This is a genomic window from Zavarzinella formosa DSM 19928 (genome assembly GCF_000255705.1).
GTDB classification, from domain to species: domain Bacteria; phylum Planctomycetota; class Planctomycetia; order Gemmatales; family Gemmataceae; genus Zavarzinella; species Zavarzinella formosa.
The window spans coordinates 656,840-681,284 of the sequence record NZ_JH636442.1 but is presented as its reverse complement, the minus strand read 5'-3'; the positions used below and the strand labels follow the sequence as shown (position 1 = coordinate 681,284).

At 56.2% G+C, this 24,445-nt stretch carries 21 protein-coding genes; 10 read left to right on the top strand and 11 right to left on the bottom strand.

What is annotated here, in order from left to right; translation table 11 throughout:
- Positions 1–276: 276 nt before the first annotated feature.
- Genes BGIM_RS58150 through BGIM_RS0124040 form a run of 3 tightly spaced genes read right to left on the bottom strand, consistent with a single transcriptional unit; the run spans position 277 to position 3,917 of the window.
- On the bottom strand, positions 277–1,005 hold the full coding sequence (locus tag BGIM_RS58150) for a DNA polymerase beta superfamily protein (protein ID WP_072022280.1): 729 nt from the start codon (positions 1,003–1,005) through the stop codon (positions 277–279).
- 40 nt (positions 1,006–1,045) lie between these two features.
- Positions 1,046–1,996, bottom strand: a complete 951-nt coding sequence (locus BGIM_RS0124045) for a DNA cytosine methyltransferase (protein ID WP_020472278.1) — start codon at positions 1,994–1,996, stop codon at positions 1,046–1,048.
- A complete protein-coding gene (locus BGIM_RS0124040) occupies positions 1,989–3,917 on the bottom strand; it encodes an AAA family ATPase (protein ID WP_020472277.1) in 1,929 nt (642 codons plus the stop codon). Before BGIM_RS0124040 ends, BGIM_RS0124045 begins: the two co-directional genes overlap by 8 nt.
- A gap of 829 nt (positions 3,918–4,746) precedes the next feature.
- On the opposite strand from BGIM_RS0124040, the gene BGIM_RS66540 reads away from it, so the two are divergent.
- Positions 4,747–5,133: a hypothetical protein gene (locus tag BGIM_RS66540; RefSeq protein ID WP_202947297.1), complete on the top strand. Its 387-nt coding sequence runs from the start codon at positions 4,747–4,749 to the stop codon at positions 5,131–5,133.
- 4 nt (positions 5,134–5,137) lie between these two features.
- Here the strand turns inward: BGIM_RS66540 and BGIM_RS58145 are convergent, their stop codons facing one another.
- Positions 5,138–6,739, bottom strand: coding sequence for a formylglycine-generating enzyme family protein (locus BGIM_RS58145; RefSeq protein WP_157369376.1), 1,602 nt, complete (start codon positions 6,737–6,739; stop codon positions 5,138–5,140).
- 242 nt (positions 6,740–6,981) lie between these two features.
- On the opposite strand from BGIM_RS58145, the gene BGIM_RS0124020 reads away from it, so the two are divergent.
- From BGIM_RS0124020 to BGIM_RS68350, 5 genes are all read left to right on the top strand, one after another.
- The gene (locus tag BGIM_RS0124020) at positions 6,982–8,028 is read left to right on the top strand and encodes a hypothetical protein (protein ID WP_020472272.1); all 1,047 of its coding nucleotides are present in this window, start codon (positions 6,982–6,984) and stop codon (positions 8,026–8,028) included.
- A gap of 563 nt (positions 8,029–8,591) precedes the next feature.
- Positions 8,592–8,882 (top strand): hypothetical protein, encoded by a 291-nt coding sequence (locus tag BGIM_RS0124015; RefSeq protein ID WP_020472271.1) that lies wholly within the window; start codon positions 8,592–8,594, stop codon positions 8,880–8,882.
- Positions 8,883–8,955: 73 nt separating this feature from the next.
- On the top strand, positions 8,956–9,177 hold the full coding sequence (locus tag BGIM_RS52105; protein WP_020472270.1) for a hypothetical protein: 222 nt from the start codon (positions 8,956–8,958) through the stop codon (positions 9,175–9,177).
- Positions 9,178–9,463: 286 nt separating this feature from the next.
- Positions 9,464–10,447, top strand: coding sequence for a tetratricopeptide repeat protein (locus tag BGIM_RS0124000; protein WP_157369375.1), 984 nt, complete (start codon positions 9,464–9,466; stop codon positions 10,445–10,447).
- Positions 10,448–10,589: 142 nt separating this feature from the next.
- Complete coding sequence (locus BGIM_RS68350; RefSeq protein WP_157369374.1) at positions 10,590–10,760, top strand: hypothetical protein; 171 nt, start codon at positions 10,590–10,592, stop codon at positions 10,758–10,760.
- A gap of 377 nt (positions 10,761–11,137) precedes the next feature.
- Here BGIM_RS68350 and BGIM_RS63200 read toward each other — a convergent pair whose 3' ends face one another.
- Positions 11,138–11,371: a hypothetical protein gene (locus BGIM_RS63200; RefSeq protein ID WP_157369373.1), complete on the bottom strand. Its 234-nt coding sequence runs from the start codon at positions 11,369–11,371 to the stop codon at positions 11,138–11,140.
- Here BGIM_RS63200 and pseB point away from each other — a divergent pair.
- Both pseB and BGIM_RS0123985 read left to right on the top strand, forming a co-directional pair.
- Positions 11,370–12,386: a UDP-N-acetylglucosamine 4,6-dehydratase (inverting) gene (gene pseB / locus BGIM_RS0123990; protein ID WP_020472266.1), complete on the top strand. Its 1,017-nt coding sequence runs from the start codon at positions 11,370–11,372 to the stop codon at positions 12,384–12,386. The two genes, BGIM_RS63200 and pseB, sit on opposite strands and share 2 nt — an antisense overlap.
- A 31-nt stretch (positions 12,387–12,417) precedes the next feature.
- On the top strand, positions 12,418–14,109 hold the full coding sequence (locus BGIM_RS0123985) for a capsular polysaccharide export protein, LipB/KpsS family (protein ID WP_020472265.1): 1,692 nt from the start codon (positions 12,418–12,420) through the stop codon (positions 14,107–14,109).
- Here BGIM_RS0123985 and BGIM_RS0123980 read toward each other — a convergent pair whose 3' ends face one another.
- Together BGIM_RS0123980 and hpnC are read right to left on the bottom strand one after the other, a co-directional pair.
- Complete coding sequence (locus BGIM_RS0123980) at positions 14,110–14,958, bottom strand: phytoene/squalene synthase family protein (protein ID WP_029630373.1); 849 nt, start codon at positions 14,956–14,958, stop codon at positions 14,110–14,112. It lies immediately after the preceding gene.
- Entirely contained in the window at positions 14,955–15,887 is a 933-nt protein-coding gene (gene hpnC, locus BGIM_RS0123975; RefSeq protein WP_040889952.1) for a squalene synthase HpnC, read from the bottom strand. Before hpnC ends, BGIM_RS0123980 begins: the two co-directional genes overlap by 4 nt.
- Positions 15,888–16,019: 132 nt before the next feature.
- Between hpnC and BGIM_RS0123970 the strand changes: the two genes are divergently transcribed.
- Together BGIM_RS0123970 and BGIM_RS0123965 are read left to right on the top strand one after the other, a co-directional pair.
- Positions 16,020–18,428, top strand: coding sequence for a HEAT repeat domain-containing protein (locus BGIM_RS0123970; protein WP_157369372.1), 2,409 nt, complete (start codon positions 16,020–16,022; stop codon positions 18,426–18,428).
- Between the two features lie 42 nt (positions 18,429–18,470).
- Positions 18,471–19,451, top strand: a complete 981-nt coding sequence (locus tag BGIM_RS0123965) for an aminotransferase class IV (protein WP_020472261.1) — start codon at positions 18,471–18,473, stop codon at positions 19,449–19,451.
- A 75-nt stretch (positions 19,452–19,526) separates the two neighbouring features.
- On the opposite strand, the gene BGIM_RS0123960 is transcribed toward BGIM_RS0123965, so the two are convergent.
- The 4 genes from BGIM_RS0123960 to BGIM_RS61485 all read right to left on the bottom strand — a co-directional run bounded on the left by BGIM_RS0123960 (position 19,527) and on the right by BGIM_RS61485 (position 24,412).
- Positions 19,527–19,991, bottom strand: a complete 465-nt coding sequence (locus BGIM_RS0123960) for an FKBP-type peptidyl-prolyl cis-trans isomerase (protein WP_020472260.1) — start codon at positions 19,989–19,991, stop codon at positions 19,527–19,529.
- A 44-nt stretch (positions 19,992–20,035) separates the two neighbouring features.
- Positions 20,036–20,374 carry an FKBP-type peptidyl-prolyl cis-trans isomerase gene (locus tag BGIM_RS0123955; RefSeq protein ID WP_020472259.1) on the bottom strand — a complete coding sequence of 113 codons (339 nt, stop codon included), beginning with the start codon at positions 20,372–20,374 and terminating at the stop codon, positions 20,036–20,038.
- 83 nt (positions 20,375–20,457) lie between these two features.
- Positions 20,458–22,287: an ABC transporter permease gene (locus BGIM_RS52100; RefSeq protein WP_020472258.1), complete on the bottom strand. Its 1,830-nt coding sequence runs from the start codon at positions 22,285–22,287 to the stop codon at positions 20,458–20,460.
- A 46-nt stretch (positions 22,288–22,333) separates the two neighbouring features.
- Positions 22,334–24,412 carry an ABC transporter permease gene (locus BGIM_RS61485; RefSeq protein ID WP_020472257.1) on the bottom strand — a complete coding sequence of 693 codons (2,079 nt, stop codon included), beginning with the start codon at positions 24,410–24,412 and terminating at the stop codon, positions 22,334–22,336.
- Between the last annotated feature and the right edge of the window lie 33 nt (positions 24,413–24,445).

Sequence of the window (24,445 nt, the reverse complement as noted above, 5' to 3'; positions counted from 1 at the left end):
TTTCTAAAAACTTTTGGACGCTGATGAAGACACGAATGGCAAGAAGAAACCTGAAAAAAAGAGTGCTAATTCATCATATTGACGTGCCTTTCTGTGGGCGACGTCCCATCTCCACTTGCGTTTCCTAAAGCCTTTGCGCGAATTTAATTCGCATAACCATTGTCGGTTTTAGATTGGCCAGCTTTCCAACACTGGAAAGTAAAAAATCCGGCAAAACGCCTGGGGCGTTGCGCTAACTATTTTGCTCGACCTGCGGGGCAAAAATGACGATTTCATTTAGCTGGAATTTGTGATTTCCAAGCGATACTGTGCGGCGACAACAGTATCCGCAAGCAAAGCATCCGGGCTTTCGGGAAGCGTGGAATTCAACATGGATTTTTCCATTTGACCCACGCCCTCGCCAATCATTTCTGCCAAGTCTTTTTGAGAGATCACGCCGCTACGAATTCTCACCAAGAGCTCCGCCTCGGGTCGCGGGTAGGTTATCACATGGTGGGTTAGCAGTTCTTCGGCCTCATGGCACATGCGGACAGCATGGGCCATGCCCTTCCAGTCCGTTTGCGTGTCATTTTTCGGCGGGATTTTGGACGCGTTCGCCCAATGTCGGCAGAAGTTGGCCATCGGTTTTATGGACCGATGAAGCCACCGCCGCTTGTGCCCACGGATTTCGTCCCAGACATCGGTCGTTTCAAATATGAAGGAATCCGGGGTGAAGAGCATCGAAAGTGCCACTGGCTGCCCTGCAAGCAGATCCTGCAAGAATTTTTGCAATGAGAAAGATTCCGAATCCGTGTCCCCGGCCGTATTGCGGAGGTCTGGTGTGACTTTCGATCTTGACTTGATCGCAGGCAAGACTCTCTGAAGTAGAATGTCGTTTGCTGGAGGAAGATGAACTCCCTTCAAATCGACATCACTCTGCGGCGTGCTGGTGCCATACAAATGGCTTCCGGACCGCATTTTTACCAAAATTCTCATACCGATTCCAAATGCATCAGATTCCGGCATTGAGGAATATGTGAATGGCGAATGATCTGATACGGAAGCTTTACGAAGCCCGAAAATGCCTCAGGATGTTTTCTCCAAGCCATTGAGCAATGGGGGGCGGCACTGCATTGCCAACCTGTTTTGCGGTCTCCCACACCCCGCCCACAAACCGGAAATCCCGGTCAAACCCCTGGAGCAGGGCTGCCTCACGAACGGTGATCGCCCTGTCATATTCAGGATGGCCGAAACAGCCATTGGAGAAGGAAATACATCGGGTCGTGATTGTGGGAGCGGGCGCGTCCCAGCGCATTCTGCCATAACTGTCGTCAAAAGCGCTGCGCGGCATCTTGCTCCGGCCGCCATTCTTCATGGTCGCTTGAATTCTCGCCAAGTTCGCGGGTGACAGTTTCATGGTGACATGGTTCGGAATCGAAAAATCGCTCTCAGGCAGGCCTTCGATAGCATCCCGGACCGTTTTGATCGACCGAACGTCAGGATCGGACAATATAATCTCCGATTTCGCGGCCACCAGAACGAGCCGCTTCCTTTTCTGCGGCACTCCGAGAGTCTCGGATGAAACAACTTTGAAAGTGACGTGATATCCGAGTTGGCGCAACCGATTCAGTAACCGCTCCCAAGCCTTCTTGTAGGACACGATGCGCGGCACGTTCTCGAACACGAGGTAATCGGGCCTGAGAGCCCAGAGAAGCCGCAAATAATGCCCAAATTCCTCTCCGACGGGTCGCGAGGCCCGATGTAACTGACTGAACAATTGACACGGAGGGCATCCGGCCAGAACGAACGGCCTCCTGCGATCCAGCAGAGCGGCAAGGTCTGCGGCGCGAACATCTTTCACGTCGGCGCACACACCGCGAGCCCTTGGAAAATTGCGGCGATACGTTTCGACGCTCAATTTGTTAAAGTCCACGCCGGCCCGAATCCTCAACCCTGCCGAACGCAGGCCGCAACTCATGCCGCCAGCTCCGCAAAACAAATCAATTACTTCAAGCATTCTCTTTCTCCGCTGCGGCGAGAGCTTGCTTGAGCAGGTTCGCAATTTCACTGCACAATGGATTTTTCTGGGAGACAAACCTCTTGACGAACATGGCGTGGACATTCGTCGTCGCCAGGTCGTCATCCCCCAAAGCGGCGGCGAGTCTTGCAAATTTCTTTTTGCTGTTCGACTCGGCCAAAAGAGCTTTCATCGTCGAATCGACTTCGGCTTTTTCAAGCGTGGTTTCGAGATATGCCCGGGCCGCGTCGTCAGACCAAAGCGCCTCCTCCGGCGTGTTGAATGGAAGATAAAACACTTTGTTTTTGAAGTAATCCAAGTAATCGAGTCTGATTTGAACTTTCCGTGAATCCGGCATGTTGGAATCTTGGGTGAATCGAACATCCAACCCCGATTGCTCCCTGATGATTTCGTCCAGGGCCTGCGCGTTTCTCAGCGATCCTTTGATTTCACCAGTGTCGATGTGCGCTCGCCGCTTGTCACCGTCGAAAATCATGATTGGGACAGCCGGGATGTCCTTGATGAATACTGCCGCGTCTTGCTTCATTGCCGTATCGCCGCCGGGTCCGAACCTGATACGAACCCTTGCGGCGAAAGCCGGCCCCTGTGATTTCGCTACCGCGTCCAGCATGGCCTTCGCAAGCCGGTCTTCGACAATGATGTTGCAATTGGGCGAGAATTCTTGGCCGATTTCGTAAAAGGCTTCTTCGGCTGACACCGCGTCGATAATGTTGACGAAGCCATCTCCCGCGGCTTGCAGGACTTTGATCGACTCGCGTGGCAGATGACGAACGAACGACGGGGCGTGGGTGGACAAGACGACTTGCAGTCGCTTCTCCTTGATTTTCTTCAAGATGTAGAGGAGCAGTTGAGCCTGTGCTCCGGGATGGAGCGAGGTTTCCGGCTCATCAAGCAGCAAAAGTGAATTTGGCTTGGCCCGCTCAAACAGACGGGCGATCATTACAACTGCCGTTTCACCGCTCCCGGCATTCGCTTCGGTGTACACGCCGGCATCCGTGACGAAACGGACGGAATACCCCCATGATTCGTAAAAGCGATGCCACACCAACCATCCCGACGTGTAGGCTTTGCCGACAATCTGGCTGACAACTGCCAGCAATTCAAGGGACAATGGTTCTGGAGCTTCTGCAAGCAAGTTCTTGCCTTTGGCAAACCCCTCCCCTGACCTAAGCACTTGTTCCAACCATTTTGATCGATGTCTGATGTAGTCACGTGGCTGCGCGGTTTTTCGCACTTGGCGGCGGGGTTTTGCCGCGATTTTCTTACGATCTGCGGCTTCTTGAGCCGCATTTACAACCGCCTGCCACGGACCGCTTTTTTGAAATTCCAGCAGTGTGCGCGTGGACGCGAAATAATAGCATTTGTCGAACGCGCTTAAATAAAGTCGCAAACTCAGATATTCCGAGTCCATTTTGATTTGAGGGTGGCGGCCGTCCTTCTCATCCGGGGGCACGGTCATCCCGTATTTTTTGCCCCATCGCGTTGGCTCCCAGTTGTCTGGATCGCCCCCCCGCCCAACCCTCTGCTTGATTGGCTGACGTTCCGTTCCGCTGTCCATGTAGCTGTACCAGAAACGTGCCTGCTCTTCTGATGCCAGAACATGATTGCCGACAGTGGCTGAATCGGACGCTTCGTCAATGGGATCAACCCTTGTTCCGAACCAGTGTCGCCCGACGCTTTTACCCTCGGGCGCGCCGGCCAGCGCGTGCAGAATCGAGGATTTGCCGGAGCCGTTTCTTCCGACCAGCACCGTAAGGGGGAACGCGAAGTCAATCCGTTGGTTCGCCGCGATGCGACGGTATTTTGGAAAGACGATGTAGTCGATGTAGGGAGCGAATTGCTTCGCGTTCTTCATCTTCTTGATTGTTTCAATCAAGCTCCGCAAATCGGCAAAGGCCATCAGAATTCCCCGCCGAGAAGTATGCCCCGTCAAGAAGATCGGCACGCGAAACACGAAGGACGGCAATTTTTTTCATGAACCTTGGAGATTACCAATTGCACTGGCGAACTGTGAGATTTTTTCGGAAAGGTTCGTTTGTAGTGACGCCGAAGACCATTCGGCCTGCACCACGCTCCGAACCCTCCTCATACCTCTGGTGAAAGACGACAGTGAAAAAAGATCAGGGACGGGCATGCCCAATGAAGGCAAGGATTGCCAATGCATTCGAACGGCCGCTGCCATAAGCGGAGACGGTGATAGCCACTAAGTAAGCGGACCGACGGACTTACAGCTCGTCTGTATTCGATTCAACGCTGTGGCACCTGGTGTCCGACCGGCCAAGCCGTCCGACGCCAGAAGACCGGGCGGTCAACGGTGACCAATCCCGACGTCATGCCGAAAAATACTGATCGAAGACGCTTACACCCTCGGGGAAGCCATGGGGTTGCCCGTCTGGTGTGCCGACTAAGCCGGGCCATTTCCGACGATTCCGCACGAAGGCACCGGTTGGGAGCCGGAAGGCGAACCGGCCCGGTTGCCGCATGAATATGTCCGCAACTGGACCGCCAAAGTGATGACGCAGTTTCGTCTGGCCAACGGAGTCACGCGGCTCAAAGGAGTGATCTCATGTTCGACTCGCGTGTTGCATCCTTGGCTGCAACACGAATTGTCGGAGATTCTTGCCAATCAATCCAAGACGGTTCAGGCGAAGGCTTCATCATGCCTGGCGTGAGAGCAATGGCAGACGGGGCTGAAGGTCCGAATCACGCTGCCGGAGGAGTTGCCACAATTGCGAATGTTGTTGGTATTGGCTAACCTGGCCGGCCTCAAGACACCGACCTTCGTCCTGTGGCTGTTTGCCCATGGCATCATGTCGCTGTTCACCCCGCTTTCCGGGGTGTGGCAGAACATGGCTGAGAGCATCCAACGGGTTCTCAAACGCCGGGTGCTGGCCGGACAGAATCCCTCACATCCCGAAGAAATCATGCCCTGGTTTGAGTCGGTCGCCGGTCATTGGAACAAAAATCCCACGCCGTTTGTCTGGGGAGGAAAACGGGCCGTCCGGCGAAAGAGACAACGCGAACACCGCCATCGCGTCGGCAGATCTGGGGCGCAAACCAAGAAATCCCTCCGAAAATTTGGCCGTCGCAATGATGGCCACGCCCAACACAAGTGACCCACTAGTCTGAATAACAGACCCGGAATCCGACAAAGTATCCGACGGCTTGAGGAGCAGCGATTCGCGGCGATTTGTCACGCCCTGCCGAACGGCATCTGGTTGCGTCCATCCGAAAATTGCCGCCGCGAAGGACCGCAAATCCTCTATACTCATCGGCTTGCTGTACAGGTACAGAATCGCCGTCAGTGGGTTCCAGGCGGTCATACGGGCCGTAATAATCCTGGCACCATTCCGACACATTGCCATGCATGTCTTGCAGGCCCCAGTCGTTGCCTTTCAGGAGGCCAACAGAATGAACCTTATCCCCGCTATTGTCTTTGTACCAGCCAACGGTTCGGAGACTGCTTGCGGCATCGCCGCTGGAGAATTTCGTATTCTTTCCCGCACGGCAGGCATATTCCCATTCAGCCTCTTTCGGCAACCGAATCCGCTTACCGGTGAGATTACTCATCTTGTCACAGTACTCGTTCGCCTTTTCATACAAGACTCCTTCGACGGGCATGTCGGCAACCTTGATTTGGACGAAGCTTGGATTGCGCAAACCAACCGCGTTCCACTGAGCTTGCGTCACTTCTGTTTTGCCCATCCAAAATCCTTTATTGAAGTTGACCTTGCGTGGCTTGTTCTTGTCATCCGTCTCGCCTGCTCCCATCTCGAATTCGCCGGGGGGAATCCAGCAGAAGGTCATCTCGACTGCAGGATCACCGATCAAAACCGTCTTCTCGGTTCCAGGAGTTGGATCAATTGGGACAGGCTTCGGGACTTGATGTCGTGGGTCGCTCGGAACGGTCTTGGTGGGTTCAGCCTGTCTGTCGTAACCTTTCCAGAGCAGGAAGACCACTACTGCTCCAGCACCCAGAACTATCGACGCGACAAAAATTGCTCGTCGGTTATCGATCTTTCGAACGGGGATGACGGGGGTAACGGGGATATTGTACTTGCCAATGGCTGGGTGGTTCGGGAAGGGAGTGGGCGATCCTGCGAAATCAGCGATATTGCTAACTCCCACGAAGGTGCCGATAATTCTTGCCTGCAAAATTTCCATTTCAGAAATCGGCTTGCCTGCCAGATCTGCCGCCTCATCGACCTCCCGGCCGACGTAAACGAGAAGCGCGAACGCTTCAGCGATACTCTCTTCTGTGCGGGCGGCGTGAAACGTCAGTAACGCCTTTACCTGCTCGCTCTCTTCACACGCCTTCAGTTGGGTGACGAGCCACCATCGGATGAACTCTGCGGCTTTTCGGTCGAAGTTCAACACACTCCGCATCCCGGACACGTCTGCTCCCTGGCCAGAGCCGAACAGCCTGACTTTGGTGTACTCTAGTGTCAGATCATCGCTTTTCTTCACTAGCCCGGTCCCTGCCGCCGCGTCGATGTCCGTCGCGAGATCGACTAACCGGCTTCGGACCGCTTTTGACAGACGGATCATTTCATCCGACCGGTGTTGTGGCAACTGGAGTTGGCCGAGAGCAACATCAATGTCGAATTGGCGGTCGATTTCCGACTCGGATTGTTTGCCGGTCATAGGAGCCTGCCTTGGTGTCTGGTGCATTTTGCATTCTATCGCGTACGCCGGCAATGGGATATCCGGTTCGTCCTTCACGGGTTGTCACCTACCATGTGGTTATCGGGGTTGGCCCCTCGAATACCACCTCGCGTGTGGAATATGAATCCCTCACCACGGATTTCCCGCGTGTTGTGGGCCGACCTGCCGAGGCCGCGATCTTTTGCCCGCAATCCATCGCTTGGCTCACGAAAAGGATGATTTCTATGCCACGGACACCGCCAACCCCAGTTCAAACGACAATCTCGTGGAGCAAGAAGTGTAGCATTGAGAACGGGATCGTGGACGCTAGCCTTGAACAGATGAAAGGGAGCGGGCACAAGCACAAGCAGGACAGATTGTGGTCGCAAATCCTCGGCGCGATTAACACGCTGGCCAGTATCGTGGAGGCCACCAGTCAGGACCGCTCACCTGACCACCAAACCGCCAATGAAACTCTCGCCGGGGTCTACGCGAAGACCGAAACCACGTGGAACAAACAGTGTGTCAGTCAGGAGGAAATCGTGGCAGTTAGCGTCAAGCAGATGGGGAGCAACTCCGATAAGAAGGGCGAGTTGTGGTCGCACATCATCAACGCGATTAACACGCTGGCCGACATGATGGGGGCCAGCAAGGGCCGCTTCACCAACCATTACTACCAAGCTGCAAAAGCATCAATGGTGGCGGCCATCGGGGATGCCTACGGTGAAATGAGCCGCGAGACTTCCCAACCAAATCCGACGATTGACCGCTTAAAGGAAACATTGAACAAGATCGAAAACGATGATATTATAAACGATGTTATTATTACAAATGTTATAGCATTAAAGGCATGGCTAATGGCAGAGTCGAGAGGGAAGCGGGGATTCGTTGACATAATCAGGCCGGAGCCCAGACCAAACCCACCCGAAGAATACAAAGAAAAGTACGCCGAGATGCTTGAGTTGAGCCAACGAATTCTGGCTGAGTGCGAAAGCATTGAGATGGAGGCTGCAAGTAAAATTGCTCCCTTGAAGGACGAGTTGGAGCAGGCCGCGATCAGGTTTGAGCCTTACTTCGATGCCAAGTTGCGAGAGCAGTTTCAAAATGCCATGCCAAAAACCTCCAGCGAACGACATGCATTCTGTGAATGGGTCATGAAAGAGGTAATCGGGTTGGGTTGTCGCTTATTTGAGCCCAGGACTCAAAAAGCAGCTAATCTTAAATACCTTGATGCAAAAGAGCAGTATCGGCTGATTCCAATCGGAGCAACGAATGGCCCATCTAACCAAGAATTGACCGAATTGCTTCCATTTCAAATTACGGTTGGTGGAAAACGAAAAATGAATCAAGAAGGTCAGCAACGCTGATTGGTTTGGCAAATCAAATCGACAGAAAATCGCAGAATTAGTATTGCTTTTTAATTCTCGGCATAACTATAATTATGCCGAGGAGCGACGCTTTCTGGTTTAGTTTTGCAGCCTAAGCCGGAAAGTATCACAAACAAATGTACAGTGTAACTTGCCATATCGTTGTACATCTTGGTTTTGGCATGTCTACCCCAATCCTCTGTTAGATGCCGGACAATTGCCGTTTCGTGGTCGAGCCTTCCTCGTTGAGGATGGGCGATAGCGGCGCACACCTACGAGAAACGCTCGTCGGGCGGTTCGCAGGGGCAAGAAGCCCCCTCGGAAGCCGCAGCAAAGACCAAGTGGTCGTTGGCAGCCTGCTGTCGTTGTAGATGTCCGGCGCACGAGCGGTAATGCCCGTTAGTCTGGGCAAAGAATAACCTCCCCTCCGCATCTCACCATCGGGGCAACCTCGCTTCGTGCGAGTTTTGATTGAGTGAGTCCTGTTTTTCTCCTGAGAGTTGGGCGTTTGAGCCGCCGCTGCTTGACGTCTGATGAAAACAAAGCGGCTGGAGTTTGGTCTAATGCAGTATCAACCGAAGCCAAATCCGAAACCTACCCCCCCCCCGCCGCGGCTGAACGCCTCCGCGAGAATGACGCGCTCGCTGCCCTACTTCCAGCTGGCAGACGTGTTTCTGCGGATCGGGAACGACGCGATCGACTTCTACCACCGCATCACGCACTCGCAAACCGGGCTGACTGCCAAAGTGATCGGCAGCCACACCTTCACGTCGCAGGAGCGCGACACCCTGAACGCCGGCGGGACAGTGGTCGTCACGGACAAGAGCGGCAATTCTTTCCACATCAAACTCTGAAGTTTGTCGATGGTGACCCGTCTCAGTGGCGGGCCATCACACGCAACTTCAAACACTCAAATAGGAGTTTCACATGAGTTGGTTTTCCGTGGCACGAGTCGTTTGGGAAGTCATGCAACCGTCTGAACTGAACCAGGGCGAACAGCAGTGGATCGACCAGCAGCAACATGATCGTGAACTACTGGAACAGCATGGCTGTGACACACAGAATGCGCAAGACCACAACCCGTCGTACGGCTCCTACGACGGTAGTTCGTACGATCTAGGTTCGTCCGGCGGTCCGGGAGGCGAGTAACTGCCAATTTCTCGCTGCGTGGCACCTAACACTGCGTCACAAGTTGAAGCTTTGTTCATGGAATTTGTCAGATCAAAATAAAATATCCCTCAAATGAATTTGCAGTGATGTTCGCCCTCATCATTTCAAATCTCAGTTGTGCCATGTCCGCACTGCGGGCTGGGCGGCATTCTTTCCATCAGGCCCTTACGGGGCCACGGCGACCCACACGGATGTGGCTCATCCATTCGGCAATCCGTCACCGCAAGGAGGCGACGACGGCCACGGGGAAGCAGGAGTTCTTCAAATGCGACATATGATCTTTGGGCGGCTTTCGTGTCTCATGGTGGTCGTGACTGTGCTGTTCGGCTCGCCTCAACCACGGGCAAAAGCGTTCGAGCCGATCACCACCACCGCCATAGTGACGTTCTTGGTGACGTGGGTCCTCGGCGAAACGCTGAGTGCCGGGTACGATGTCGTAACTGGCAAGCCGGACTTGCGGGAGATGCAGCGAGAGATTTCGGCCCTGGCCGGCCGCAGTGAGGCGCACGCCGAGCGGCTGTACGCCCTCCAGAGTGCCGTCGCCAAGGCGGCGACCAAGGAAGAGGTGCGGGCGGCATTCATGAAGACGATTCGGGAAATGGACGCTCGGCACGGCAAACTTGTGCAGATGATCGAGGCGAACAGGCTGAAGAGCGAAGAGTCCGAGCGCCGGCTCGGGAAACGGATTGATGTGGTCGACGACCGCGTGCTGAAACTCGGGGAAGATTTGGGCCTGACACGGAGTGATTTGGAGCGGATCACGCGTCGCGTGGCCAAACTCGAGCAGCGCATAGACCAAACCAACAGGGACTTGAAATTTCTGCGGGAGGACTTCGACGAGTTTCGTCGGTGGAATGCTCGCGAGCAGGCTGAGCGTTTGGGCGTCGGGGGGGCCTATGCCCTGAACAAGGGCGACTGCCGCCAAGCACAGGCACTGCTCGAACAGGCCGTCGCCTACGACCCTGCCGACCCGGGTGCTTGGTATTTGCTGGGAGTTGCGTTTCATCAACAAGGCAACTCGGACGTTGGGGGCCTCATGGTTGCCAAAGGCGTGGCCGCCGAGCGGTACAAAGGCCCGTCACAGTGGTTCCGTAACTCGTTGGAACGGGTCCAAGGGCCGCCTCGTCGTTGGCTGGAGGCGCGGCGGTTCGACCCGGTGACCGGAGCCCGCTCAAGCGGGATCGTCCGCATTCTAGATATCCAGCCGGCCGACGGCGGCGAGCCGGCTGTGGTCGGAGTCGGTCGCTGAACCGTCGCAAACAGTGACACTGAACGCCCTCGCAGGAGAACCTTTCCGCGTTCAGGGGCTTCTGGCAGCAGCTAAACGCGACACCTCAGCGGTCGTACCTCGCCATTTTGACAATCACCTCATAAATGAACCCGCCGACGCCATGGGCTGTCAGAAAGTGATCGCGGCCCAAATCGTCGAGGGACGCTGCGAGGATGTGCTCGATGTCAAGGATAACCAGCCTACTCTTGCGGCGGCCATCGAAACGTTCTTCCGCGAGGCCACCCTTGCCCGGCTGACACCGAGATGGCGGCCAGTGCGGCCCGGTTTTTGAATTTGCCGGATTCGATAAGTACCTGGTAATGGCAGGCAAGTTTCAGCGGATCGCGGTGTTCTTTCGGGGCTGTTTTTGTGATTTGTTTTGGCCTCCGAAATGCCATTCCAAGGAAAAAGATGATGGCAGACAAACGACATAACCTGTTGATCTGTAAGATTATTCGGCAAACAACCCCGAATCGATTTTAGACAGCCTTGGGGACCTGGATGCTCATGCGAAGGAAGTGGGGTTAATCGTCATACATCCACCTCCTCAAACTGGCTTCCCAGCATTGGACCCCGGCAATAAAAAGTTCAATAGCCGTCTTGTCGCCCCGATCCTTTTTATACTTCGCGTAACCAAGAATTCTTTCACCTCTGCATTTACTCAATCCATCAAGTCAAGTTCGAACCTGTCGGATGAGCCCAAATAATCATTGCAGTTGGGTAACAACCGGAACCGATCACAACGGATGAAGCGATGGTGTCGGCCTTTTCAGGCCGCCCGAACTGTTCGTGGTTCGGGTTGCGTGGATTGTGCGAAATTTGTTTAATAGACAGCCTTGCTTCATCTCCCGAGGTGAGGACGATGACTTTCAGGCTAACCAGCACGCGAGGCGGACGACGCATGAATTGGAGCGAAACCTCGGTCCTGATCACCGGTGGAACCGGTTCGCTCGGCAATAATCTCACCAAACACCTGCTGAGCCTGCCGAACCCGCCGAAGAAACTCGTGATCTTCAGCCGGGACGAACTCAAACAATTCGAAATGCAGCAGTTGTTCTCTGTGCAGGAATATCCGCAGATCCGGTATTTCATCGGAGATGTCCGCGACCAGCCGCGACTGAAGCGGGCCTTCGAGGGGATCGACGTGGTGATTCACGCCGCTGCTCTGAAACACGTCCCCGCCGCCGAATACAACCCGATGGAGGCGATCAAGACCAACATCCTCGGGGCGTCGAATGTCATCGAATCCGCGATCGACGCCGGCGTTCGCCGGGTAATCGCCCTGAGCACGGACAAGGCCGCCAGCCCGATCAATCTCTACGGCGCCACCAAACTTTGTTCGGACAAACTTTTCGTCGCCGCGAACAACTTCGTTGGCGGCAAGAAGACCCGGTTCAGCGTGGTTCGTTATGGCAACGTCGTTGGCAGCCGCGGCAGCGTGATTCCCTTTTTCTTGAAGATGCGTTCCTCCGGCCGTCTGCCGATCACCGACACGCGGATGACCCGGTTTTGGATCACGCTCGACCAAGCAGTGGATTTCACGCTCAACAGTCTCGACATCATGGAGGGGGGCGAGATTTTCGTTCCCCGAATCCCGAGCATGCGGGTGACTGATCTGGCCACGGCCGTCGCCCCGGAATGCGAAATCGACGTGATCGGCATCCGGCCGGGGGAAAAACTCCACGAAGTAATGATCCCCGAGGACGAATCGCGGAACACTGTGCGCCTCGAAAATTTTTACGCGATCCTGCCGATCCACTTCGGCTTGGACATCAACGGCTACATGGACCGCCACAACGGCATCGCCTGCCCGGACGGATTCTGTTATTCCAGTGATCGCAACGATGACTGGATCACTGTCGAAAAACTGCGGGAAATGCTTTCGCTGGGAACGACCGGGATCAAAATCGCCGCGTGAGCGCCCTCTTCCGATTCAAACGGTCCCTCCCATGTTGAAACAAGCCAAGAGTTTTCTCAAGTCACTTCCGTTCACAGACCGCGTCAATCTGGCGTTCAAGCAATGGCAGGTTCGCGGTCTGCCGGACTTTTCCTCGCCGGAGTCCGTCAATCGTTGGCTGCTTCGTCGTACGCAGATGGAAGCACCCTCCATCCCTTTTTCCACGGAAGTGACGCACCATCAGCGGCTTGCCCGATGGTTGGTTGATTTACACCAGACGACCGCCCAAACACGACCCGAGTTGAAGGGGCGGCGAATTCTGGTCACGGCGTTGCACAATCGCACTTGGATTTGGTATTGCATGCCAATTGCGATGGCGCTGGCCGGCCGGGGCGCGACCGTCGATTTCGCCTGGGCTCAGTTCACGGATTACCTTGGCGAGATGCCGGGCAACGAATACGCGGTGTCGGCGACCTCTATTGAAGAAATTGCCCTTCCCGTGCATCCCCGGTTGCGGTTCATTCCGTTCAACCAGCTGCCAAAGGCTGAGACAACGGCCGAGTACCGGATGATCGCCGAAAAATACGGCTACCGGGATACCTGCCATATCACAGCCCGCGAGACATGCAGCCCGGAATCAAATCCAGAACATGCCCGCATCGCCCGCATTCGCACGGCCCGCAATTTGGAGGCACTGGGTCGATACGCCCGCCTGCTCGACGAGGGGAACTACGACTGGGCCATCTTGCCGAACGGGGCGATTTATGAATACGGCGCCTGTTATGACTTGGCGAAGTCTCAGGGAGTTGGTTGCTCTGCGTTTGATTGTCATGAACGAACGAACGTCATCAACGTGGGCGACCGACAGCCGTGCGTTTATTGGGACATGACCACGTTTTGGGAAGCGGACGGAAACCATGATCTTCCCCCCGAGCGACTCAAACGTGTCACTGAATTGTTGATGCGCCGAGAGCAACCCAACTGGGCCGCCCAAGGGGATTTCGTGTGGCACGGCCAACTGGCCGCAGTGCAACCCATCCCTGAATTGCTCGAAAAACTTTCTCTCTCGGCCGAGAAGCCCACTGCTCTGCTTTGCACCAACCTCGCTTGGGATTCGGCCGTGCTTGGCCGCCAGCGAACGTTTAAGAGCATGATTGAGTGGATTATCGAGAGCATCCGTTGGTTTGGCGAACACCCCGAATTTCAACTCATCGTGCGGGTTCACCCGGTTGAAAAAAGCGTCCGCACCAACGAACCCGTCGTGGCCACCGTGGGGGAACAACTTCCCAACCTGCCATCGAATGTCCGGCTGGTGGACGCCAACGAAAAGGTAAACACCTACGGCTTGATGCGTCTCGCCCATTGCGGGCTGGCTTATACGTCCACGGTCGGGTTGGAGATGGCCACCCGGGGGCTTCCCGTGGTCGTGGCCGGAAAGACTCACTACGCCGAACATGGTTTCACGATTGAGGAACCAGACCCGGAGTCTTACTTTCGCAGGCTGGGGCAATTGCTCGCCCCAAAGACGCCGTTTCGCCTCACAGCCGACGAAGTACGGCTGGCCGTGTGTTACGCGGATTTATTTTTTGAGAAAATGCCCCGGCCGTTTCCGTGGTGGAATCTCAATCTGAACGAGACCTTCGCGGATCACTATCCCCTGGCAAAACTTCTCACCGGGGATGGCCCGCCGGAGTATCTCGACACGCTGGATCTGTTCGCCGGTTTGCCACCACAAGCTCGATAATCACCGCCAGCCCCATCGACGCGGGAATGCGCCCGCCAGCCAGGCTGCTTTTCGCCACGTCGGCACGCGCGTCCTTTCCCTAAACAGATCACCGTTTCGGTGTTCGATTTCGAGAAGCAAATCCTCGTAAGTGTCGATCATCGCGGAAAAGATCGCCCGGCCGGCGGGAAAGAGAAACGGACGCAACCGGCGCCCCTCGGAATAATATCCCTTCGTTCGGTCGATCTGAAAACGCAAAAACGTTCGGAATTTCTCGTTGTCAGCCGACCATCCCTCGGGGGGACAGCCCCAGAGCATCCATTCAGATTCCGGCAAATACACCCGGCCATTGGCGAGATCCTCGGCCAAGTCTCGCAAGATATTGGTGAGTTGAAAGGCAATACCCGCCGACTCGGCAAACTTCAGGGCCATCGGATCTCGAAAGCCCCAGATGTGAACGCACGCCAACCCCACCGCTGAAGCAACCCGGTGACAGTACCCGCGAAGTTCCTCAAAGGTGCAAATTTGAACCGGGTGGAGATCTTGTTCCACCCCCTCAATGACCAGTTCCAGATAACGCACCGGGATGTCCCATCGCCGGATCGTGTCCGCCAGGGCAGGATGAATGGCATGGACGAATTCGTTGTTCATGGCCGCATGAAGTTGATCCCGCCACACAGTGAGTGCGAACTGTTTCTTTTCCGGTTCGCCGACCTCGTCCGCGAGATCGTCCGTGATTCGCATGAACGCATACAGGGCTTCCATCGCGCGACGCTGAAGCCGGGGAAGAGTCAGAAACGCCGGGTAGAAGTTTCGGGCCGTCCGGCGGGTGAGTTGATGGCAGTAACGATAAGAGACGGCTGTGTTCACCGGAACCATCCCGCGAACCGGCCGAGCATGGCGCCGAGAATCAATTTCGCCTTTCCCCCTTTTGTGAGCTTCGGCCGGGTCGTCCACACGTCATAATTCAGGTTTTCGATGCGATCAAGAATGGCCCGGCCTCCTCGCAGAAACAGATCGATATCCGAACGCACATCTCGCGGCAACCGGCCAAGGAGCGGTTCTCCGGTGTTGAACATCTCGCGGGTGCGGGCCACTTCAAATCGCATTAGTTCACGAAACGCCGGAGTGGGGCATTTCCCCTCCAAATCCGCATCCGGATAGCCAAACCGACGGCGGTCCTCCTCGGGGATGTACACCCGGCCGAGGTTTTCCAGATCACACCGAATATCCTGCCAAAAATTCGCCAGTTGAAGTCCGGTGCAAACATGATCGGAGAGAATCGCGTTCTCAGGCGTAAACGACTCGGACAAATAGAGGACCAACCGGCCGACCGGGTTGGCGGATCGTCGGCAATAATCAAGTAGCTGATCGTAGGTCTCATACCGACTGACAAACTGATCTTGCTCGAACGCACTCAAGAGATCGAGAAACGGCTCGGGGGGAATGCGGAAACGATCAATAGTCGGCTTCAAGGCCGCGAACACCGGATGCCGAATGTTTCCGGCGTAACAAGCCCGTAATTCCTCCCGCCACCAATCGAGCAGGCTCAACGCATTCTCCCGCCCGCCGGTTTCATCCGCGAGGTCATCGGCCCATCTACAATAGGAATAGACTGCCTGAAAATGCGGAACCAACCGCCGGGGAAGCAACACGGAGGCGACTGAGAAGTTTTCGTAGTGAGTCCTTGTCACCCACGCACAGTAGTCCTTCGCAGACCGGAATGATCCGCTCCACGGCGGGGTGGCGGGGCCGTGGCGAAGAAGTTGATCCGCAAAGTTCCATCCCGCGTCGGCCATGAATGATCCGTCGTCCCCGGTCGGTTTCACCTGTTGTATCGCAGCGGCCGGTTGTTTCCTCTTTCACCCGACGGGTGGCCCTGTTACGATCAACCCGTGTTTCTTCTCACTCCGATTTCCGGCGGAACTGTCATGACACGCCGTTGCCTTGCCTTCCTTCTGCTTTGCCTTCCCGGAATGGCGTTTGGCCAGGACCACGAGGAAGCCATGCTTCGCTCGGCCGGTCTTCCCGCCGACTCCGCATTCCTGATCGAATACCTCAAACAACGGACACGGGACACCATCCCGGCCGACGAACTGAACAAACTTCTTGAAGAGTTGGGCGCCGAGGCCACGGCCGGATCGGCGACGGCCAAACTCGTGCAACGGGGGCCGTCGGCCATTGCCGCATTGCGTCGGGCAAAAAACGACGCCGGGAACCAGATTCTTGGCGAACGCGCATCCAAATGTCTCGCCCTCATTGAGGGAAAGGCGGGGACCGACTTGACGGCCGGTGTCTTGAAACTGGCGACGGCTCGACAGGCTCCTGGCGCCACCGAAACGATTCTGGCTTTCGCTCCCCATGCCGAGGATTCTGGGGTGTTGGATGTCGTCGGCACTTCGCTGGTCCGGCTCGCCTATCCGGATGGCAAGTCAGACACTTCCCTCGCAAACGCAATCACCAATCGGCAGGCGCTGATTCGGATGCTGGCGGCGGAGGCCCTTGCCCGTGCCGATCAACCAGCAACCAAGCGAATGCTTGTCCCCCTGCTCTCCGACCCTGTGCGGATCGTCCGGCAACGGGCTGCCATCGCTCTGTGCAAGGCCGACGAAATCCTGGCTGTCCCGGTTTTGGTGGAATTGCTGGCGACGGCCACCAAGGCCGAGAGAGTTCCGGTTGAGGAAACTCTGCAAAATCTTGCCGGCGAGACTGGCCCCAAGGGTTTGCCCGTTGGCGATGATCCGGTCGCCCGGCAGGCGGTGCATCAGGGGTGGGAAAAATGGTGGAAGAAAGTTGACGGCCCCGGCCTGCTGGATGAATTCCGCACCCGCACGCTGCACCCCGAGGAAGTGGCCGGGGTGAGGGATTTGGTTCGCAAACTTGGGGACGAAAATTACCGAGTGCGGGAAAAAGCCACCGAAGCCTTGGGCAAACTCGGGGCGAAGGCACTCCCGTTCGTGCGAGAAGCGGCGAAGGACATGGATGGCGAACGCTCCCGCCGGGCCGAAGAGTGTGTCATCCGAATCAATTCCAGCGAGACGAAACGCCTGCCATCCGGCATTCCCCGCCTGACCGCCCTGCGTCGGCCCGTGGACGCGATCGATGTGATGCTCGCGTATGTGCCGTTCATTGATGATGACGAGGGGATCATCAATGAGATTCGCACCGCCCTGAGCGTCATGGCTCTGGATGCGAACGACAAACCGGATTCCGCGTTGCTGAAAGCGCTGAACGATCCGTTGCCGTCCAAGCGATCTCTCGCCGCCGAGGCTCTTTGCCGGGGGGCAGGGCCGGGGGTACGGCCGACCGTGAAGAAACTGCTTGCCGATCCCGTTCCTGCGGTGCGGCAAACTGTTGGCATTGCCTTGGTGGGCCTCGGCGACAAAGACGCCGTTCCGGTGTTGATTGACCTGCTCGGGACACTGCCAGCCAACGCGACTTGGCCGACGCAGGACACCCTTCAGATGCTGGCCGGGGAAACGACAATTCCCCCGGCGGCCTCCGACAGCCTTGATGACCGCCGCAAACACCGCAACCAATGGGCTGACTGGTGGAAAGCGAGCGAATCTAAAATTGACGTCGCCAAGCTGATGCAAGCCCCCGGTTATTTGGGTTACACACTGCTGGTTCAAGTTCAGAACAACAGCAACGGCCGGGTGATCGAAATCGGTCGGGATGGTAAAATCCGTTGGAAAATCGAGAACCTGCGATATCCCGTGGATGCCTTCATGCTGCCGGGAGAGCGCGTGCTGATCACTGAATGGGATGGCAACAAGGTGACGGAATACGACACCCGCGGCAACATCATCTGGAAAAAAGAGGGCCTGGTCGGCCGGGCGACCAATGCCAACCGACTGGCCAGCGGAAACACGTTCATCTCAACGACCAATGAATTGCTGGAAGTGGACAAGGCCGGCAAGGAAGTTTACAAGATCCCGGTTCCGCTGGGCATCACGGCCGCCTATCGTGCCGCCAACGGGGATATCGTTTGTCTGCGAAACGACAGCAAGGTGGTCCGATACAACACGGCCGGGAACGAACTCAAAACATTCGACTCCAAGCGAGATTCCTCGTGGACGAGCGGACTGGATTTGCTTCGTAACGGAAACATTCTCGTCACTCAGCCGAACCCCAGCCAGAAAGTCACCGAGTACACCCCCGACGGCAAACAGGTTTTTGAGTGGAGCACCCCCGGCGTCACCACCGCCACGCGACTGACCAACGGGAACCTGCTCGCGGCCAGTCACGGGGGAAAGATCGTGATCGAATACGACCGGGGCGGCAAAAAGGTTTGGGAATACAAGGATGACTTCCACATCTTCCGGGCGCGGCGCCGATAAAACAACTGCCGACGGGAAGCATCGGGTTAATTCGAGGACGGCATGGTTGAACTAGATGATTGGTGGTGGGCCGAAACGCCGATGGGAGACCGGATTCGCATTGATCCCGTCGGCGTGTTGGCCGACCGGGGAGTGAATATCCCTCCGGGAACCCCGGACACGACGATTCGCGAAGTGCTTCGCATTGTGTCACTGCTCTGGGTGGACGGCCGGATCATTCCGCTGGAACACTTTTACATTGACCCGGCCGACGAGGGACTGTTGTTTGGTCGCGGCGTATGGGAATCGACCCGCACTCAGGATGGGGTGCCGTGGCTTTGGCCGTGGCATCTCGACCGGCTTCGCAAAACGGCGGCCGTTCTGGGCATTAACATCGCTCCCGAACGATTGCCGAATGCGAATCAAGTCGCCGAATATGTCCGCACCCTCACTTCGCAAGACGTGGTGATCCGGTTGAACGCGACCGCCGGCCGACCGGGAATGCCCGGCATGGTGTGGATGAGCGCGGCCTTGCAACAAATTCCTCCGGCATCGATCAGTCTGCAAACATGTCCAAACCCGGTGCAGAAGGGACAACCCTATTTGCTCTGGAAAACGTTCCAATACGCCACCCGGTTGCGGGTCGGCCAACAAGCCACCCAAGCGGGATATGACTCCGCACTGTTGTTGGACGCAGATGGCAATCTACAAGAAGCCTCTCACGCCAATATCTTCATCCGACTACCCGAAGGATGGGCCACACCCACAGCCAACGGCGGTTTATTGCCCGGCACAGTGAGGCAATTCTTGTTGCAGCAATCCCCCCTGCCCATCCGGGAACAACTGATTCCGGTGGAATTGATCGAGCAAGCGAGCGAGGTGTTCGTCACCAACAGCAACATGGGAATTGTTCCGGTGACGCAGATCGACCGATATACTTACCCGGTCGGAGCCGAAACCACTGCCTTGATGAACTGGCTGACTCCCACGACACCGGCGGGAAATCAATTGCGATTTGTGGAACGCCGAACGCCAATGCGGTAAGGGCTGGATTTCGATGAATTGAACAAAAAAGCCCCGGACATTGTCCGGGGCTTCGGCAGTCTTCAATCCGAAAACTTATTTCACTTCCAACAGTTCGATCATAAAGATCAACGTGGCGTTTTGCGGAATGACCGGCGGCCGGCCATCGGCGCCATAAGCCAGTTCCGGCTTGATGATGAGCTTCCGCTTGCCGCCAGCCTTCATGCCTTGAAGCCCTTCGGTCCAGCCCTTGATAACGGCCGTCTTGCCGATGGTCAGATCAAACGGCTCCTTGCGATCCACGCTGCTGTCGAATTTCTTGCCGTCTTCCAGCGTGCCGGTGTAATGCACGGAGACGCTCGAACCCGACTTGGCCTCGGCCCCGTTGCCCACCTTGAGGTCCACATACTTCAACCCGCTGGCCGTGGTGACGATTTTGTCGTTCCCCGGTTCCTCGGCGGTGAGAGTGTTGTCCCCGGTGATGGAGACAACGACGGCCAAAATGACGGCGGCCAGCAAGACCATCCCGGCGGCCCCGGCAACAAATGTCTTCGCTTTCATCGCGTGATTGCTCCGAATAAGAGTGTGTTTCTGGAAGAATTAGTTTAGCTGACGTTGATGAGTTCCACAACAAAGGTCAGTTCAGCCTTCGGGGGAATCGCCCCCGGATAACCTCGTTCGCCGTAGGCAAGTTGGTACGGAATCACCAATGTCCGACTGCCACCAACTTTCATGCCGACGACGCCTTCGTCCCACCCCTTGATGACCTGCCCGCCCCCGAGCCGGAAGCTGAACGTCTTGAGGCGGTCCTTGCTGCTGTCAAACTTGCTGCCGTCCGCAAGAGTGCCGGTGTAATGCACTTCGACGGTTTTCCCGGAAACCGCTTCCTTCCCGGTGCCGACAACGGTGTCTTCGTACTTCAATCCGCTGGGTGTCGTAATCAAGGGATGCTCCCTGTTCCAAGGTTTCGATCCGGTTGTCAGACCATGATATGGACCAAACCAAGCGGGAAGAGGGAAGAAACCGCTTACCGCAACGAATCCAGAATCCCTAACCGCATGGCCGTGATACTCGGCAACAACCCGCCGATGCGACCCATCACGATGGTGAACAGCAACCCGCAGACCACCACATCAGGGCCGAAGATCAACCGGGTGACCACGCTCTTGCCACCGGGACCGCCCCCGCCGGAGACAGTGCTGGTGATGGACAGGCCGCCGTACAGGGCCGTCGCGATGACCTCGATCCCCAGCAACATCATGATTCCCAGCAATCCCCCGAGCAGGGCGATGGCCAGCGATTCGATCATAAACGATACCAACACTTGCCAGCGTTTGAAGCCAAGCACTCGCAACACGCCGATGTCTTTGGTGCGCTGGGCGATGGCGGCGAACATCACCAGCATGATGCCGATGATCCCCCCCAAGGCCATGATGATGGCGACAATGGTGACCATCATCACCATTTGCGAATTGGACTTGCCGAGATCCTCGTAATACTTGAGTTCGTTGACTGCCCGCACGCGAGGGGTGGTGAATTCCTTGGTCAGCCAGGCGGCCATGATTTGGGCTGATTCGTCTTTGTCGTCGTCAATCCGCATCACCACGCTGGTGTAGGATTGTTTGCCGAACTGTTTCGACATGCGGGCGTTTGTCGCCCATGTTTCGGAACCGAATGTGGACCCGGCAGATTTCATGATGCCGACGATCACCATTTTCAGGTCGCCCAATAGGAAAGTGTCCCCGACATCCATTTTCTCCCGGCCGTAATCATCCGCGAAAGCGGCGGCCGCCCCCTCGCCGACGACGCAAGGCGTCCCCGTGGAGCCATCCGGCAGGGCCATGCTCCCTTCCCGGCCAAACCATTCCCCCTTCAGCAATTCAATGTTGTGGACCTTCCCGGCCACGATGGCGTCCTCCAACCCGCGAAGCTGCACAAACCGCCGTTTACCGGGGACGGCCGGGGATTCCTGGTTGATGACGAAATATGTTTCCTTGCTCACCAGCTTGATCGGCGGTTGTCCGGGGGTGCCGGGCATGGTCTTGATGGTCACCGGCTTTTCCATGGTGCGTTCACTGTCGTTGCGATAATCAACAAACGCCTTTTCCAGTTCCAGTTTGCCAACGTCGCCGTAACCGAGGTTGCTGAATACCTCGTCCGTCGCCCCTTCCGACAGCACAAAGATGTTCCCCGGAATCCCCGAGTTGGCCGTCAGGCGGCTCACGCTGTCCAGAAAGCCCATCATGATGGTTAGCAGACCAACAACGACGGTGAACGCGAATCCGGTCATGGCCGTCGTGATCCAACGGACCCGGAGGTTCCGAAGGTTGTAATTCAACGGAACCTTGCCAATGGCAAAGATCAAACCGATGTCGATCAGGTACATCAGGATGAGAACGTAGGGCCAGCCATCGATCATGGCATTCGGCAATTTGAGCGAGAGCTGTTTGCCGAAGATGAATTCGGCTGCCTGCCCGAAAGTCCGGCTGGAGAGATTTAGCCAAGTGACGATCTGCACCGACACGGCCAGCAAGGCAATCAACAGCGTGATACCGGAGAGAAGGGAAAACAATCGGCGCCCGATGTCACCGAATATCGTTCTCGCCCGTTGTTGCGTGTCTGACAGCACGGTTTCCGAAGAGGCCACCAACGGAATACAGAGGATGAAAACCGAAAGGGGCAACAAGGCGAAGCCGACAATCAACATGAGGCCGATCAGGCCCAGGCCGGAAGCACAGAACCGGAGGATTGCGAGGGCGGTTATCGTGGTCCGGGTTGTCTTCTCGGCCGGGGGCAGACCATCCTCGTGCTTGACGACAACTTGCGTGGTGGGCGCCACTCGGGCCTTGATCGCCATGAAACATACTCTCAAAAAAAAGACTGGGACTCGGTCAATAATCCACTCACGCCACCCGGCTAAACACTTCGGACACCTTGATCTTCCGGGCTGACCACGCAGGCATGATGGTCCCGAGCGCGGAGGTGATCGTGCCGATGGCCGGTCCCCACCACAGGGCGCTGGCGGGGACAAAAAACTTGCCAAAAAAGCCAATGGGCAAGGGTATCCCGCCCATCGCATTCACCAACGAATAAGCGGTGGCTGTCGCCAGAAAACCGCTCAACGAACCGAGCAGCAACGCTTCCCCGAGAACAAGCGCCATCACCATCCAAGGCCGGAAACCCAGCACCTTCAACACGGCCATTTCCACCCGGCGTTCCCGCACGCCGATGCTGATGACCAGCGAGATCACCAGTGTGGTGACCGCCAGCAAACCGGGCGCAAGGGCATAACGCAGGAAGCGAATGAGATCCTTGTAGGGTGACAGGAAGTTGGCATAGGCCGAGGATTCGATTTCCATCTTCACCGCCGGGGTAAAACGGCCGGAGGTGTTTAATCGCTCGGAAAACGACTCGAAAACGGCCTTGTTCGGCAGACGAATCCAGATCAGGTTCATGCACTTATCCGCGAGCGGATGGGCCTTGCCATTTTTCCCCTCATACTCGCTCAGGGCATTGTCCAAATACTTTCGGCTCATCGCCGCGCTTTGGTCCCAACGGGTGCCGGCGGGAAACTCCGCGACAATCTCGAAGTCGAAGACCAAATCCTTGTAATTCAGGCTCGTGACCTGAATGCGATCCCCGACTCGCTTGTTCATTTGCACTAGCTTCGCATGACCGATCACGACGGCCCGCGGATTCTGGCCCATCATCTTGCAGGCTTCTTCCAGCATCTTGAATTGTTCGGCCGTCAGGTCTTCAAGGCCGGGCATCATCTTGATGACTTTCTCCGGCTCCGTGCAGAAGAAAAAGAGAGAGTTCATCGGAGTTCGTTTGGACGGGTCCAGCGTCCCGCCGACGAACGCCCACGTCATCAGGTTGTCTTCAATGTTCTCGGGCTTTTGTCCCTCCGGCAGTTCTTCCAACATCGACTTGATGGTGTTCAAGTGGCTTGGCTTCATCTGGCTGGGAATTTGGTATTTCTCCGTGATGAGCCCCTTCATATTGGCGTCTTTTTCCTGGGTTAATTTGTCCAGAAAATCCAACACGCTCCACACACAGGTGACCACCCAGACGAGGACGAAGATGGCGAGATAAGTCAGTGAGGTGCGCAAGAGATTGCGGCCCAGACTCCGAAGGATCATCGTCATGCCGCGACGGCCGAAAATGAACGAGAAGCCAAACACCAGCAGGGGAAACGGGCCGATGATGAGCATGAAAAAAATTCCGACGCCGCGAATCAGTTGGATAATGCTCAATTGCATGGAACTCTGCGACTCGACCACCAAACTCACCATGCCGTCCAGCCGACGTAGTTGTTCCTTTGACAATTCCGTATGGTCCCCCTCCGGAGGAGGCGCATAGATTCCCGCCTGTTGCTGACGAATGATCTTCTTCAATTCTTGATCACGGACCCTCGCTTTGGCCTGGGCGGCCTTTAACTGTGATTTTCGGTCCGCTTCTTCTTCCGGCGTTTCCGGCTTCATGGTTGCGGGGACGGACAAACCATCGATGATTTCCGGCGTGGCCCCCTCGTCCATGACCAGCATCGCATGTCCGCCGACAGGATCTCGCTTCCATTCAACGGCCGTCCCCTCCGGGTAACGCCAGATGATTTTCTCCCCGGCTTTGCGAGTGAGATCGTCGTATTTGCCTTCAAAGAGGGTTTGGGTTGTTCCCTTTTTCCCAAGGGGCAGTTTCTCAAAAATGTCGAACACGCCGAAATAGCCGAATGTGATGACGGTGGAGAACAAACTGATGGCCGGAAATCCCGTCCAGACGGCTTGGGCAAAGGATCGCCGGAGGATTTTGCCGGTGCGTTCCTCGGCTGCCCAGAACCAGAGATTCTTGTAAAACATGGACGCGAAAAAGATCGGCAGGGTGAGCAAGCCCATGAACAGGCCGGCGCCAACCAGAATGCCAAGAATCGTTAACAGGGCCAAGGCGGCCTGACCGAGGGAAAATTCAAGAGACATGCCCGGCATGATGATTCCTCAAGCGGCGTGATTCAATCTCAG

Excerpts from the sequence above, each read along its gene's own strand:
- BGIM_RS0124040 (WP_020472277.1), bottom strand. The coding sequence starts at position 3,917 with ATGGCCTTTGCCGATTTGCGGAGCTTGATTGAAACAATCAAGAAGATG.
- BGIM_RS0123970 (WP_157369372.1), top strand. The coding sequence starts at position 16,020 with ATGACACGCCGTTGCCTTGCCTTCCTTCTGCTTTGCCTTCCCGGAATG.
- BGIM_RS52105 (WP_020472270.1), top strand. The coding sequence starts at position 8,956 with ATGAGTTGGTTTTCCGTGGCACGAGTCGTTTGGGAAGTCATGCAACCG.
- BGIM_RS63200 (WP_157369373.1), bottom strand. The coding sequence starts at position 11,371 with ATGCGTCGTCCGCCTCGCGTGCTGGTTAGCCTGAAAGTCATCGTCCTC.
- BGIM_RS52100 (WP_020472258.1), bottom strand. The coding sequence starts at position 22,287 with ATGGCGATCAAGGCCCGAGTGGCGCCCACCACGCAAGTTGTCGTCAAG.
- hpnC (WP_040889952.1), bottom strand. The coding sequence starts at position 15,887 with ATGGCCGACGCGGGATGGAACTTTGCGGATCAACTTCTTCGCCACGGC.
- BGIM_RS0124045 (WP_020472278.1), bottom strand. The coding sequence starts at position 1,996 with ATGCTTGAAGTAATTGATTTGTTTTGCGGAGCTGGCGGCATGAGTTGC.
- pseB (WP_020472266.1), top strand. The coding sequence starts at position 11,370 with ATGAATTGGAGCGAAACCTCGGTCCTGATCACCGGTGGAACCGGTTCG.
- BGIM_RS0123960 (WP_020472260.1), bottom strand. The coding sequence starts at position 19,991 with ATGAAAGCGAAGACATTTGTTGCCGGGGCCGCCGGGATGGTCTTGCTG.
- BGIM_RS0123985 (WP_020472265.1), top strand. The coding sequence starts at position 12,418 with ATGTTGAAACAAGCCAAGAGTTTTCTCAAGTCACTTCCGTTCACAGAC.
- BGIM_RS0123965 (WP_020472261.1), top strand. The coding sequence starts at position 18,471 with ATGGTTGAACTAGATGATTGGTGGTGGGCCGAAACGCCGATGGGAGAC.
- BGIM_RS61485 (WP_020472257.1), bottom strand. The coding sequence starts at position 24,412 with ATGCCGGGCATGTCTCTTGAATTTTCCCTCGGTCAGGCCGCCTTGGCC.
- BGIM_RS68350 (WP_157369374.1), top strand. The coding sequence starts at position 10,590 with ATGGGCTGTCAGAAAGTGATCGCGGCCCAAATCGTCGAGGGACGCTGC.
- BGIM_RS58150 (WP_072022280.1), bottom strand. The coding sequence starts at position 1,005 with ATGCCGGAATCTGATGCATTTGGAATCGGTATGAGAATTTTGGTAAAA.
- BGIM_RS0124000 (WP_157369375.1), top strand. The coding sequence starts at position 9,464 with ATGCGACATATGATCTTTGGGCGGCTTTCGTGTCTCATGGTGGTCGTG.
- BGIM_RS0124015 (WP_020472271.1), top strand. The coding sequence starts at position 8,592 with ATGCAGTATCAACCGAAGCCAAATCCGAAACCTACCCCCCCCCCGCCG.